The 13421-nt window shown below is 68.8% G+C and carries 10 protein-coding genes; 8 read left to right on the plus strand and 2 right to left on the minus strand.

Annotated features, from left to right (window positions below; all coding sequences use genetic code 11):
- Positions 1-5: 5 nt before the first annotated feature.
- Together ACN20J_RS36300 and ACN20J_RS36305 are read right to left on the minus strand one after the other, a co-directional pair.
- The gene (locus ACN20J_RS36300; RefSeq protein ID WP_266761002.1) at positions 6-509 is read right to left on the minus strand and encodes an ArsR/SmtB family transcription factor; all 504 of its coding nucleotides are present in this window, start codon (positions 507-509) and stop codon (positions 6-8) included.
- A gap of 6 nt (positions 510-515) precedes the next feature.
- The gene (locus tag ACN20J_RS36305; RefSeq protein WP_266761004.1) at positions 516-2078 is read right to left on the minus strand and encodes an MFS transporter; all 1563 of its coding nucleotides are present in this window, start codon (positions 2076-2078) and stop codon (positions 516-518) included.
- 812 nt (positions 2079-2890) lie between these two features.
- Here ACN20J_RS36305 and ACN20J_RS36310 point away from each other — a divergent pair.
- The 8 genes from ACN20J_RS36310 to ACN20J_RS36345 all read left to right on the plus strand — a co-directional run bounded on the left by ACN20J_RS36310 (position 2891) and on the right by ACN20J_RS36345 (position 13378).
- Positions 2891-3610: a glutamine amidotransferase-related protein gene (locus ACN20J_RS36310; RefSeq protein ID WP_266761006.1), complete on the plus strand. Its 720-nt coding sequence runs from the start codon at positions 2891-2893 to the stop codon at positions 3608-3610.
- 113 nt (positions 3611-3723) lie between these two features.
- On the plus strand, positions 3724-6234 hold the full coding sequence (locus ACN20J_RS36315) for a molybdopterin-containing oxidoreductase family protein (protein ID WP_266761008.1): 2511 nt from the start codon (positions 3724-3726) through the stop codon (positions 6232-6234).
- 44 nt (positions 6235-6278) lie between these two features.
- A complete protein-coding gene (aroA, locus tag ACN20J_RS36320) occupies positions 6279-7601 on the plus strand; it encodes a 3-phosphoshikimate 1-carboxyvinyltransferase (RefSeq protein ID WP_266761010.1) in 1323 nt (440 codons plus the stop codon).
- Positions 7598-9130, plus strand: coding sequence for a 2,3-bisphosphoglycerate-independent phosphoglycerate mutase (gene gpmI / locus ACN20J_RS36325; RefSeq protein WP_266761012.1), 1533 nt, complete (start codon positions 7598-7600; stop codon positions 9128-9130). The genes aroA and gpmI overlap by 4 nt, the downstream gene beginning before the upstream one ends.
- Positions 9127-9531: a hypothetical protein gene (locus ACN20J_RS36330; RefSeq protein ID WP_266761014.1), complete on the plus strand. Its 405-nt coding sequence runs from the start codon at positions 9127-9129 to the stop codon at positions 9529-9531. Before gpmI ends, ACN20J_RS36330 begins: the two co-directional genes overlap by 4 nt.
- 419 nt (positions 9532-9950) lie before the next feature.
- Complete coding sequence (locus tag ACN20J_RS36335) at positions 9951-10889, plus strand: phosphate ABC transporter substrate-binding protein (protein ID WP_266761016.1); 939 nt, start codon at positions 9951-9953, stop codon at positions 10887-10889.
- 3 nt (positions 10890-10892) lie between these two features.
- On the plus strand, positions 10893-12701 hold the full coding sequence (gene pstC, locus ACN20J_RS36340) for a phosphate ABC transporter permease subunit PstC (RefSeq protein WP_266761018.1): 1809 nt from the start codon (positions 10893-10895) through the stop codon (positions 12699-12701).
- The gene (locus tag ACN20J_RS36345; RefSeq protein ID WP_266761020.1) at positions 12689-13378 is read left to right on the plus strand and encodes a phosphate ABC transporter ATP-binding protein; all 690 of its coding nucleotides are present in this window, start codon (positions 12689-12691) and stop codon (positions 13376-13378) included. The genes pstC and ACN20J_RS36345 overlap by 13 nt, the downstream gene beginning before the upstream one ends.
- The last annotated feature ends 43 nt before the right edge of the window (positions 13379-13421 follow it).

Genomic DNA, 13421 nt, shown 5'->3' on the forward strand with positions numbered 1-13421 from the left:
GCCCGTTAGCCCTCGGCAGCGGGAGCAGGGGAGCCGGGCTGAAGGCAGGCCGCCACCGTCTCGGGATCCATGGCCGCGAGACTGGCGAACATGCGCAGCGGTTCGGCCAGGGCCGAGCAGCACATCACGTACTGGTTGCTGCGCCCCTTGGGGATGGCCTCCACCAGCTCCTGCTCGCGCAGCGGCGCCAGGTGATGGCTGACCAGGGTCTGGCTCAGCCCAGTGGCCTCCTGCAGCTCCTTGACCGTGCGCGGGCGTTGCGCGATCAGCAGAATCAGCGTCAGCCGAGTCTCGTCCGCCAGCGCGCGCAGTTTCGGCGCGAGCACCTGAGCTCGCTCGCGCTCACTGAGCCATTGGCCGGGATCGCTGACCGCGACCCTCAGTTTTGATGGCCGGGCCATCACCACCTCCTTGTCACCCCCGCGCCCGTCGCTCGGGCCGGCACCGGCGGCGCGGGTGCCATTGGAGGCGGGGCGAACTGCGCGTTCGATCCTACGCATGGTGACCATGCCCGACTACGAGCCGGTCCGGGCGTCGGCGTCGGGCTGCGCGGGAACGTCTGCTGCGAGTCTGCCGTCCTCGTCCACCGTCTGCCCGCGGGGCAGGATGAACGCGGAGGCGACCGCGCCGACGACGGCGACCCCAACGGCGACCATCAGGGTGCCGGTGAAGCCGTGTACGAAGGACTGTTGAGCGGCGGACAGCACCCGCTCGCCGGCGGCCCCGCCCATCTGTTGGGCGACCGCGGTGGCACCCGCGAGAGACTCGCGTACGGCCTCCCCGGCCTCGCCCGGTACCTGCGCGGCCTGGGGAAGGTCGTTGCGGTAGAGGGTGGCGATGACACTGCCGCTGACCGCGATGCCCAGGGCACCGCCGACTTGCATGCCCACATCGGCCACTGCGGAGCCCGCACCGGCCTGGCGGGCGGCGGACACAGCCAGAATGGCGTCCACGGCTGCGGGAAGGGCGATGCCCATGCCCAGGCCGAACACCGCAAGACCCCACAGGGCCTGTGCCTCGTCGTCGACCTGCAGTCCGGCGAGGACGCCGAGTCCGGCCGCACACAGCACCAGGCCGATCACCACGGTGGCCTTGAGGCCGGTGCGCTCGACGAGCTTGGGGGACAGCGGAGCGCCGACCATCATGGTGCCGATGGCCAGCATCCGCAGGCCGGCGCCGAGCGGGTCCAGTTCGAGGACGGACTGCAGGTACTGGGTGAGCAGGTACAGCCCGCTGTAGAGACCGAAGGAGGTGCAGGCGATGGCCAACGTGCCGCCGCCGTAGCGGGCGTTGAGGAACAGGCCGACTTCGAGCATGGGGTGTTCGGTGTGCTTTTCCCAGAGGATGAAGCCGACCATGAGCGCGACGCCGGCGAACAGAGAGCCGAGGGTCACGATGTCGCCCCAGCCGTTGTGCGGGGCTTCGACCAGGCCGTAGACGATGGCGACCAGGCCGGCCACCGAGAGCAGGGCACCGACGAGGTCCAGTCCGGGGTGGCCTTCGGCCTTGGACTCGGGAATCAGCTTGAACCCGCCGATGAGAGCGATCGCCGCCAGCGGCACGTTGATGAGGAACATCGACCCCCACCAGAAGTGCTCAAGCAGCAGGCCGCTGACGACCGGGCCCAGTGGCACGCCGACCGCAGCCGCGCCCGACCAGATGCCAATGGCCTTGCCCTGCTCCTCGGGCGGGAAGACGTCCTTGATGATGGCCAGGGTGGCGGGCATCATCAGTGCTGCCGAAATACCCATCGTGGCGCGGAAAGTGATGAGCATTTCGGGACTGGAGGCGAACGCGGCGCCGAGACTGGTGACCGCGAAGGCGGCCAGCCCGATGGCCAGCAGCCTCTTGCGGCCGAAGCGGTCCGACAGGCCTCCCGCCATCAGCAGCAGCCCGCCGAAGGCCAGCGCGTAGGAGTCGACGGTCCACTGCAACTGGCTGCTGGTGGCGTCCAGGTCTTTCTGGATGCTGGGCAGGGCCAGGTTCAGGATGAGGGTGTCAAGCCCGATGAGGACCAGGCTCAGGCAGAGGATGGCCAGAATCTGCCACCGGCGGGGATGTCCGGCAGGGCGGTTCACGAGGATCTCCTCAATGACGTATCAGGATGGGTGACGTCGGCAACGGCGGCGCGGGCCGCGCTGGTCCGCGGTGCCGTTCGCAACGAATGGCCGGAGGCCGGGTCCGACGGGGGATGAGGGCCGACCTCCGGCCGCCCACAGACTAACCAGCCAAGAGTGGTATCAACAGCGGACGCTGTTAATAACGGCTGGCTTTGGATGCTCGTTTCAGCCATCTCCCCGAGATCTCCACGCTCCCCTTTCGGTCGGCTCAATGCGGCTGTGACCTGCCAGGACTCAATGCGGTCCGGTCATGGCCGCTGTGGCAAGCCCTTGCGTCGAGGCGGCGCGCCGCTCGCTGCGGGGCGGGTCGGTGATGTGCCGTGAGGTCTGCTCGTTCCCTGCTGGCCTGCGAAAAGGCGCCCCGTGGCGGTTGTTCAGCGGCGACGGTCAGCGGAGTTGGCGGAAAAGGACCTCAGGCCGAAAACCGGGTCTCGAATACTTTGACCGACATCGATACATTGAGCGAGAAGCAGCACGGGGGCCTGCTGAGAGGGTCCCGTCTTGGTGCCAGGGGGGCTGGAAGACGTGCATGGATCCGACAGGCAGACGGTTGGCTCATCGACGCGCCCAGTCTTGCCGTAGGCGTCATCGCACGCCCCATTCACCCTCAGACCGCGCTGTGGCGGCGCGGTTCCTGACACTGCATCACACCCACCAGAACGCAGCGGCCTTGCGGTCGGCGCACTGTCTGCTGCGGATTTACAGGGCTGGAACGGTCATTGGCGACGGCCATGCTCCATGCCTGACCTGCAATCCTTGAAAGGGAAACGATGTCAGACTCTGCTCAGCCTCGCCTTGCCCTGGTGGGCGACCGCGGCAACCACGACGAGCCGTCCCATCCCAAGATCGACGCCATGCGTGAGCAGTGGGACGTGCGTACGGAATGGGTCCCCACGGTCGACATCCACGATGCCTCCCAGCTGGACGGCTTCGACGGTATATGGGTGGTCCCCGGTGCGCCCTACTTCAACCAGAAGGGCGTGCACACCGCCGTCCGCCACGCCCGCGAGAACGCGCTGCCCTTTCTCGGCACCTGCGGCGGCTTCTTCAGTGCACTCATCGAGCACGCCCAGAACGTGCTGCACCTCCCTGAAGCGGAGGGCGTGGATGAGGACCCGGAGAAGCTCATGCCGCTGGTCACCCCCCTGACGTGTTCCTTCCGCGGGGAGAAGGCCCCCCTGACGGTCAAAGAGGACTCGCTGCTCGCCTCGATCTACGGCACGACCAAGGTCGACGAGATCTTCCACTGCGACTACGGGCTGACGGACGACTTCATGGGCGCCGCGAGCCAGGGCGCCCTGCAGATCAGTGCCTGGGACAGCGACGGTGCGCCACGCGCCCTGGAGATCACCGGCCACCCGTTCTTCATGGGCAGCCTCTTCCAGCCCGAACTGTCCTCCGCCCCCGGCGCCGAGCACGTGATCCTCAAGACCTTCCTCACCGCCGTGCGGACCTCCGCGAGCAACTTGTCGGCCCACCACGCCATCTGACGCAGCCTCACTTGCCGCTGCGTCTCTGACACGGCCGTGCGCCCGGGCGCACGGCCGAGGGCACCGCCATGCCCGCCTCGTCCCCACACCAGGCGGAAGGACCACTCACGCGCATGAAGCACGACCAGCACGGGATCTCCCGAAGAGGATTCGTCCGCGGCAGCGTCGTCGGCAGCGCCGGCCTCGGCGCCCCCGTCCTGCTGCCGCTGGTGGCAGCCAACGCCGCGGAAACAGGCAGCCCCGACGCCGCTGGCAGCGTGCCGGGGGCGAGTTTCACCGACCAGTCGGCGGCCCTGACCCCGGACCGGACGGTGGCGACGGCCTGTCAGTTCTGCAACTCCAACTGCCGTCTCAACGTCGACCTCAAGGCCGACCGCATCCTCGCCGTCCGCGGTGAGGACGACGACCCCGTCCAGAACGGGCAGTTGTGCGTCAAGGCCGAGATGATGCCGCAGCTGGTCTACAACAAGGAACGCCTCACCACACCGTTACGCCGGGTGTCCGGCAAGAAGGGCTCCGCGAACTCCAAGTTCGAGGCCATCAGTTGGGACGAGGCCTACCGGACCATCGCCCGCAAGTTGCTGCACCTGCGTGACACCGGCCAGGTGCACACCATCGCCAACCGCACCACCGGCCGCATGCCCCGGGGCACGGGCTCCCTGGTGGCCCGCCTGTTCGCCATGCTGGGCAGCCCCAACAACACCGACGTCGGGCCGGTCTGCAACGACGCCGGTGCCAACGCCTTGGCGGCCACCTTCGGCCTGGGCAACTTCACCAACGGCTACGGCACCGACGGCGCCACCGGCAAGGACGATCTCGGATCCGCCCGGCACTACCTGTTCCTGGGCACCAACCAGGCCGAGACCCACCCGGTGACCTTCGACTACCTGCTGCGCGGACGCAAGAAGACCAAGGCCACGCTCACCGTCGTCGACCCCCGCCTCACTCCGACCGGGGCCGCCGCGGACCGGTGGGTGGCGCCCAAGCCCCACACCGACTTCGCCCTGCTGCTGGCCATGCTCCACCACATCGTCGAACAGCGCCTGTACGACCAGGCGTTCATCGACAAGTGGGTGACCGGCTTCGACGAGCTGCGCACCCACCTGGCCAAGCACCAGTACACGCCCGCTTGGGCGGCGAAGGTGACCGGCGTGCCTGCCGCCACCATCACGGCCATGGCCGAGGAGTACGCGGGTGCCGCACCCGCCGCGATCTTCTGCAACGCCGGTATCTCCCACCAGCTCGGCGCGTTCGACACCTACCGGGTGGCCGCCTTCCTCGCCGCGGTCACCGGCAACATCGGACGGCCCGGCGGCGGCTGCAACTTCATGCACAACACCTGGCCCGGCGACCTGCACCTGCCGCCCCTGGATGCCAAGACACCTGAGCGCCGTGAGGCTCTGCCCGTCGGTCCGGACTACTTCGCCCAGTCCATCCTCACCGGGCAGCCCTACCGGCTGAACGCCGTCATCACTCAGGGCAACCCGCTGGTGTCCTCGGCCAACACCACCAAAGTCCGCAAGGCCTTCGAACAGCTCGACTTCTACGTCTACACCGGCCTGTTCATGGAGGAGCCGGCCGCCTACGCCGACATCATCCTGCCCGTCTGCAGCGGACTGGAGATGGAAGGCGTCTACATGCGCCGCGACGACCGCGCCATCCGCTGGCAGGACCAAGTCGTCGACCGCGTCGGCCAGTCCCGCCCGGACTGGGAGATCTGGATCGGCCTCGCCCACGCACTCGCCGAGCTCGACACGCGCCGCCCCGCGAAGGAATGGCGTGAGGCCTTCCCCGAGCGGTGGATGGACTACAAGAACCTGTGGGCCGACTTCACCAAGTACACCCCCGGTGTGGGCGGCATGACCCGTGAGCGCATGAGCGAGCGCACCGAGCCGCTGCGCTGGCCGTGTCCCACACCTGAGCACCCCGGGGTCAGCACCCTCTATCTCGACCACCCCAGCTGGTACGAGGCAGCGGAATCCCTGGACAAAGCGCATCGCGGCAAACGCTTCCTCACGCCCAGCGGCAAGGTCGAAATCACCACCGCCGCGCTGGAGAAGAGCCTGTCGGCGACCGGACATACGGCGCTGCCGATCTTCTACACCCACCCCGAGGTCACCGGCGCCCATCCGACCGTGGCCTACAGCAAGAAGCTGGTCACCAGCCCGATCAACCCGCAGGCGCTCACCCACCCGGTGCGCCTGGGCGTGCCGGGGAACAGTGACGTCCACCGCCGGTTCCCGCTGATGGGCATGACCGGCCGGCCCAGTGTCGTGCACTTCGCCGAGATCACGCACTGGACGCCCACCGGCAAGCAGCTCAACGGGATCCGCTTCATCCAGATCCACCCGGCAACGGCCCAGAGCGCCGGTATCGCCGACGGCGACGACGTCCGGGTGGAGAGCCCCCGGGGCGTCGTGGCAGGGACCGCTCTGCTGTGGGACGGCATCCGGCCCGACACCGTGTTCGTGCCCAACACCTTCGGCCCCGCGCAGAAGGTCGGCGACCTTTTCGACGACCCCCGTTACGAGCCGGCCAACACGCTGCCCGACGACCAGTACTACGACAACCTCTCCGGCCAGCAGGCGTACAAGTGCTTCGCCTGCCGCGTCGTCAAAGCCTGACCTGCCCCAAGGCCCCGCACCCGCTCAACCCCACGGAGGACCGGATGAACGCAACACCCGACCCGCGCCTGAAGGCAGAAGAGGTCACCGTGCTGCCCCTGGCGGCCTTCGACGAACGCGTCCGCGTCCTGGGCTCCAAGAGCTACACCAACCGCTACCTGGCCATCGCCTCCCTCTCCGGCCGCGAGACCGTCATCAACGGCGCCCTGCTGTCCGACGACACCCTCTACTTCGCCCGCGCCATCGAGACGTTCGGCCACGTCACCTGCGCCGTCGACCACTCCACCGCCAGCATCCACGTCACCCCCACCGGGCAGCCCATGCGCGCCCCGAAGGAGGACATCTTCGTCGGCGGCGCCGGCACCCCACTGCGCTTCCTGATCTCGATGGCCGGCCATGCCCAGGGCACCACGGTCATCACCGGCAACACCCGCATGCAGGAGCGGCCCATGGGCGACCTGCTCGCGGCGCTGCCGCCGCTGGGCGTGGACGCCACCGCCGTGCGCGCAAACGGCAGCCCGCCGATCCGCGTCGTGGGCGGCTCCTTCAAGGGAGGTGCCACCTCCATCAACGGCACCGTCTCAAGCCAGTTCACCTCCAGCCTGATCATCAACGCGCTGCGCGCCGAGAACGACACCGAGATCACCATCGCGGACGAGCTGGTCTCCAAGCCGTACGTCGAGATGACGCTGGCCGCCCTGAAGGAAATGGGTGTGAGCGTCGAACGCGACGGCTACCGCCGCTTCACCGTTACGGCCGGCCAGCAGGCCCGCGGCGGCGAGGTCACCGTCGAACCCGACGCCTCGGGCATGTCCTACTTCCTGGCCGCCGCCGCCATCCTGGGCAGCCGAGTCGTCATCCCCGGCATCGGCTCCGGATCCCACCAGGGTGACGTCCACCTCGTGGAAGCACTTGAGCGGATGGGCTGTCAGACCCAGATCACCGACGACGAGATCACTCTGACCGGTGGCCATCTGCGCGGCATCGACATCGACATGGAAGCCATGCCCGACGTCGTACCGTCGCTGGCCATCGTCGCCGCCTACGCCGAGGGCACCACCCGCATCACCAACATCGCCTCGCTGCGCGTCAAGGAGTGCGACCGCATCGCCGCCGTCACCACCGAACTGCGCAAGATGGGCATCGAGGTCGAGGAACTCCCCGACGCGATGTACATCACCGGCGGCACCCCGCACGGCGCGACCATCGACACCTACGACGACCACCGCATCGCGATGACCTTCGCCATCGGCGGTCTGCGTACCGAAGGCGTCGTCATCAAGGACCCGGGCTGCGTCGCGAAGTCCTTCCCCACCTTCTGGCAGACCCTCGACACCCTCCACCCCACCCTGAAGAGCACCAAGTGACCGCGCCGGACTCCGCGCCCGGCGGACCGGGCATCCTTCTGGTCCTGGACGGGTGGGGCCACGCTCCGCCGGGTGCCGACAATGCCGTGGACGCTGCACGCACTCCCGTCCTGGACGAGCTGACCCGTCGGCATCCCTCCACCCTGGCCGACGCGTCCGGGGAAGCCGTAGGCCTGCTGCCGGGCACCGTCGGCAACTCCGAGATCGGCCACATGGTCATCGGAGCGGGACGTCCGCTGCCCTACGACAGTCTCCTGGTCCAGCAGCACATCGACTCCGGTGAGCTGCGGGAGAACCCCCGGCTCGTCGCTCTCCTGGACGCGCTCGCGGCCGGCGGAGGTGCCCTGCATCTGGTCGGCCTGTGCTCGGACGGCCAGATCCACGCGAACGTCGGGCATCTGAGCGAGCTGCTGGCCGCGGCTGCTGCCCGCCGGGTGCCGCGCGTGTGGATCCACGTGATCACCGACGGACGGGACGTGGCCGACGGCACCGCCGACACCTACCTGACACAGGTCACCACACTGGCCGCAGCAGCCGGTACCGGACAGATCGCCAGCGTCATCGGCCGCGGCTACGCCATGGACAAGGCCGGCAACCTCGAACTCACCGACAAGGCCGTCCACTTGGTCGCCGACGCGGTGGGCGCCGAGGTGAACACCGCGTCCGAGGCCGTGCACGCCTCCGAGCGCGGCGACGAATGGGTGGCCCCGAGCATCCTTCGGGACGCGACGGCAGCGGGCATCGCCGACGGCGACGGCCTGGTGTGGTTCAACTTCCGCAGCGACCGCATCCAGCAGCTGGCCGACCGCCTGCTGGACCACGTGGCCGCCACCGCACGCACGATGCACACCCTCAGCCTGGCCCAGTACGACACCCGCGCCGACATCCCGGCCCTGGTCCAGCGCGCCGACGCCTCCGGCGGCCTGGCCGACGAGCTCACCGCCGCAGGGGTGCGCAGCGTGCGCATCGCCGAGGCCGAGAAGTTCGAGCACGTCACCTACTACGTCAACGGACGCGACAGCACGGTGCGCAGCGTCGAGGAACACATCCGCATCACCGGCCCCGGCGCCCCCGACTACAGGGCCCGCCCGGAGATGAACCTCGACCAAGTCACGGACGCCGTCGTTGAGACCGCGGCCCGCCCCGGCGTCGACCTCGTTATCGCCAACCTCGCCAACATCGACGTCGTCGGCCACACCGGCGACTACTCGGCCACGGTGAAAGCGTGCGAGCACACCGATGCCGCCGTGGCACGCATCGTGACCGCAGCCGCCCAGTCAGGGCGGTGGCTGCTGCTCGTGGGAGACCACGGCAACGCCGAGAAGATGACCAAGCAGGCGCCCGACGGCACCACCCGCCCCTACGGAGGGCACACCACCCATCCGGTGCCCCTCGTCGTGGTGCCGTCACACGAGGGTGCTGGGACTGCGCTGCCTGAACGGGCAACGCTCGCCGACGTCGCTCCGACGGTCTTGCACCTGCTGGGACACAAGCCCGGATCCGCCATGACAGGAAGGCCACTTCTGTGAGTCCGCTCAGCCCGACCACCGCCCCCACCCGCACGGACGACGCGGTCCCCGCGCTGCTCGCGTCGCTGCAGGCCACCCTCCAGGGCCCATCCGAGCAGCCCGGTTGTCCGCTGCCGCCCTCCATCGTCTCCGCTTTCGCTGACGACTCGCTCGTACGACCGCTCGCCGCCGGGAACGTATGGGCGATCCTCCGGGAGCCGTCCGACCGCTCCCGCCAGGTGCTGTGCCTGCACAACCCTTCCGAGGACGCCGTGTCGGTGAGCCTGGACGCTCTGCTGCCCGAAACCGCAGGCCAGCAGGCCCACTTCGTCCGGGGCGCCCTGCACACCACGCAGGAGACCGACGGACTCCACGTCCACCTGGCCGCGTTCGGCCACGCCTGGATCACCTTCACCCGCTAAGGAGGAGCACCCCCTCACCGCGGTGCCGACGGCCTTGAGCCGACGGCACCACAGCCATGACGACGTACAGCGCCGTCCCTACTGCACCGCTACAGATCCGTCTGCAGCCTGCGCAGGCAGCCGCCCTCCGGGGGCGGTGCTGCCCGCGTAATCCCTTCAGGGCACCGCCATTCCCTAAGGATCTGACATGTTCATACGCACGACCCTCGTGGCGCCGGCTCCAGCCGGTGCCCACGTTCCGCTACCCCTGCACCCGCTCCAGCCCCGCCCGCCCGGCCGCCTCGCCCCGTTCTGCACGAGCGAGATGAACACCAGCCACAGCGCGGACGGCACAGGTGTGCACCTGTCACCGCACAGCTTCGTCAGGTCGGTTCCCCTCCAGCCGTCACCTCAGTGACCGCCCCAGGCAGGACCGAGACATGTCGCACACCCATGCCCCCATCCACGCCGCGGTATCGCACGAAGACAGAAAGGCCCCACTGGTGTTCAGCACGAAGCGTCGCCTCGCCTACCTCGCCTCAACCGCTCTGGTGTTCACGTCCCTCGCCACGGCCTGTGCCGACGGCGGAGCCGGTTCCTCAGGCGCCCTGCAGGTCAGCGGTTCCACCACGGTAGCCCCGGTGGCCGCGGACGCCGCCCAGACCCTCAAGGCCGACGGGCTCGACATCACCGTCGCCACCCAGGGCGGCTCCGCCGGCGGCATCTCACAGCTCGCCGCGGGCCAGATCAAAATCGCGATGAGCTCGAAGCCTCTCGCGGACGAGGACAAGGCCGCCAGCCCCGACACCGACTTCCGCTCCACACAGATCGGAGCGGACGCCGTCGGCGTCATCATCACCAAGAAGGTCGCCGACGCCGGCGTCAAGAACCTCACCGCAGCCCAGGTACGGGGTCTGTTCGAAGGCAAAATCACCAACTGGTCCGAAGTCGGCGGCCCGGACCTCAAGGTCTTCGTCTACGACAAGGAACCCGGCCGCGGAACCCGCGAAGTACTCGACAAGTACATCTACGGAGACAAGAAGCCCCCGGCGCCGCCGGAGTCGGACAACTTCGCGATCGTGGGCGGCAACCTCGAAACCCGCAACAAGCTGAAGTCGACCCCCGGTTCGGTGGCCCCGCTGTCCACCAGCTTCGTCGAAGGGCACAAGGACCTGGCAGCGGTGACCCTGGACGGGATCGCCCCCACGCCCGACAACATCGCCTCCGGCACGTACCCCATGGCCCGGCCGCTGTTCTTGATCACGGACGGCAAGCCGGAGGGAACAGCCAAGAAGTTCATCGACTATGTCCTGACCGCCAAGGGCCAGAAGCTGATGACCAAGCACGGCTACCTGACGCTCAAGGAAATCGGGAAGTAGCCGATGACCACCACACTCGCGCCGGATTCCGCGCCGCCCGATGCCAAGACACGGCCGCGCCCGTCGAAGTGGGTCTGGACCTGGACGGGCGCCGGGGTGTTCGCCGTGGCAGGCCTTCTCCTCGTCGTCGTGGGGTACCTCGTCGCGGGCGTCACCAGCGGATCAGTCGACTGGCTGACCCTGCTGAGCGACAAGTCCTGGAGTCCTCCCAATGCCGCCTTCGGCGGCCTCGCCATGATCTACGGCACGGCCGTCGTCTGCGCCCTTGCTCTTGTCCTGGCCGTACCCGTCAGCTGGGCTGCTGCTCTCGCGCTGTCGGAGTACCTGCCGCCCCGTGTCGCCCGACCACTGCGTATGTGCGTGGAGTTGCTCGCCGCCGTCCCGTCCATCGTCTACGGCCTGATCGGCATCATCGTCGTCCGCCCCGTCATCGCCTGGATGGGGGACGTCCCCGGCGGGGACAGCCTGCTGGCCGCCGGGATCGTCCTCGCCGTCATGATCACTCCCACGATCGTGGCGGTGAGCGTCGACGCCCTTGCCGCAGTGCCCGACCGCTACCGCGAGGCCGCCTTCTCACTCGGCCTGACCCGCCGCGAGGTCATCCGCTCCGCGGTACTGCCACTCGCACGGCCCGGCATGCGCTCCGCCGTCCTGCTGGGCCTGGCACGCGGGCTCGGCGAAGCCATCGCCGTGTTCCTGGTGGTGGGCCGAGCCGACGGACGGCTGCCCACCAGTTTCGACGGGTTCCTCGACTCGCTGATGCACCCGGGGCAGACACTGACGACGAAACTGGCCGGCCCCGAGCCTGTGCTGGCCGGCACCTCCGGTCCCTACTTCGCCGCGCTATGCGGTCTGGGTCTGATCCTCCTGGCTCTGGTGGCCGCGGCAACCGTGTGGGGCACACGAGGCCGGCGGCGCGATGCGACGGCCAAGGCAACTCCGTCGTATCGCGGTATGCCCCGGATGCGTGTGCAGCGCGATCGGCTCGCCATGGGGCTGCGCCTGGGGGCGCTGTTGCTGCCCACCGCTCTCCTCCTCGGCATGCTCGCACTCCTGGTCACACGAGGAAGCAGCGCGTTCAACCCGTCCTTCTGGTTCACCTCGGCCACCGGCGCAGCGGGCGGAGGCGTACGCGACCAGATCGTCGGCACCCTGCTGCTCATCGTCACGACGGGGCTCATCGCCCTCCCGCTCGGCTTCGGCGCAGGCATCCTGATCGGCGTCCACACATCCGAGCGCACCGCGCGTGTGCTGCAGACCCTGACCGTCGTACTCGGCGGAGCCCCGACCATCCTGCTGGGGCTGGCCGGATTCGTCATCCTGTCCAGCGCCATGGGATGGGGCAGGTCCTGGCTGGCGGGAGCGATCGTGCTCGTCCCCGTCGTCATCCCCGTGATCGCCCTGGCGACCTCCGCCCGCGTCCGGAGCATGCCACCGGAACTCACCGAAAGCGCGCTGTCCCTGGGGCTGACGCGCGCACAGCTCATCCGGTCGGTCGTCGTTCCCTACGCCTGGCCCGCCACGGTCACCGGCCTGCTCCTCGGCCTAGCCCGCGCAGCAGGCGAAACCGCCCCCTTGCTGTTCACCGCCACCGTCTTCTTCGGAGCCCCAGCCTTCCCGGGCGGCATCGTGGAATCCCCGGTACAGGCGCTGCCCACACACATCTTCACCCTCTCCCAGGACTCAGGTGACCCCCAGGCCGTCACCCAGGCATGGGGCAGCGCCATGGTCCTGGTCCTGATCACCGCAGTACTCCTCAGCGCGGCGGTCGCGCTGCGCAACCGCTTCGAAGGAGAGCGATGGACAACGTAATCACCGTGCGTCAGCTACGTGTGCTCAGCCGCGAGAGGACTCTGGTCGGCCCGGTCTCCTTCAGTCTTGAGCACGGTTCCACCACGGGGTTGTGCGGGCCGTCAGGCGCCGGCAAGTCGACCGTCCTGCGCGCCCTGGTCGACCTGCTGCCGAACGGGCTCACCCGAGACGGACACCTGGAGGTGCTGGGCCGGCCGATCGGGCCCGGAAAGGGAGACGCCGACCTCAGGGCCAAGATCGTGCTCGTACCCCAGACACCGGTCGTCTTCGGAGGCAGCATCCTCGACAACGCCCTCTTCGGTCTCCGCCACATCCTGCGGGCCTCCCAGGAGATTCTGCGAGAACGCGCGGAACAGGCCCTGCATGAGGCGGGGCTGTGGAAGGAAGTCTCCGACAGACTCGACTCACCGGCCCAAACCCTGTCCGCGGGACAGCGCCAGCGACTGTGCCTTGCCCGTGCACTGGCCCTGGAGCCGGCGGGACTCCTCCTGGACGAGCCCACCAGCGCCCTCGACGAACAGAGCCGGGACAAGGTCGAGCAGTCGATAGCGGCGCTGCGCGGTCGCCGAACGGTCCTTCTCGTCTCCCACGACCCAGCGCAGGTCGAGCGCCTCTGCGACACGACAGTCCACCTGGACCAACCAGCGACCGTATCCCCGGCCGCCGCAGTCTCCTGATGACCAGAGCTCAACAGCACACCCTCGTGGGGGCGGTGGCACT

Source organism: Streptomyces sp. 2-1, assembly GCF_048564895.1.
GTDB lineage: Bacteria > Actinomycetota > Actinomycetes > Streptomycetales > Streptomycetaceae > Streptomyces > Streptomyces phaeochromogenes.

Bases quoted from the DNA above. Each gene is read 5' to 3' on its own strand.
- ACN20J_RS36300 (WP_266761002.1), bottom strand. From the start codon at position 509: ATGGTCACCATGCGTAGGATCGAACGCGCAGTTCGCCCCGCCTCCAAT.
- ACN20J_RS36310 (WP_266761006.1), top strand. From the start codon at position 2,891: ATGTCAGACTCTGCTCAGCCTCGCCTTGCCCTGGTGGGCGACCGCGGC.
- ACN20J_RS36315 (WP_266761008.1), top strand. From the start codon at position 3,724: ATGAAGCACGACCAGCACGGGATCTCCCGAAGAGGATTCGTCCGCGGC.
- aroA (WP_266761010.1), top strand. From the start codon at position 6,279: ATGAACGCAACACCCGACCCGCGCCTGAAGGCAGAAGAGGTCACCGTG.
- ACN20J_RS36335 (WP_266761016.1), top strand. From the start codon at position 9,951: ATGTCGCACACCCATGCCCCCATCCACGCCGCGGTATCGCACGAAGAC.
- pstC (WP_266761018.1), top strand. From the start codon at position 10,893: ATGACCACCACACTCGCGCCGGATTCCGCGCCGCCCGATGCCAAGACA.
- ACN20J_RS36345 (WP_266761020.1), top strand. From the start codon at position 12,689: ATGGACAACGTAATCACCGTGCGTCAGCTACGTGTGCTCAGCCGCGAG.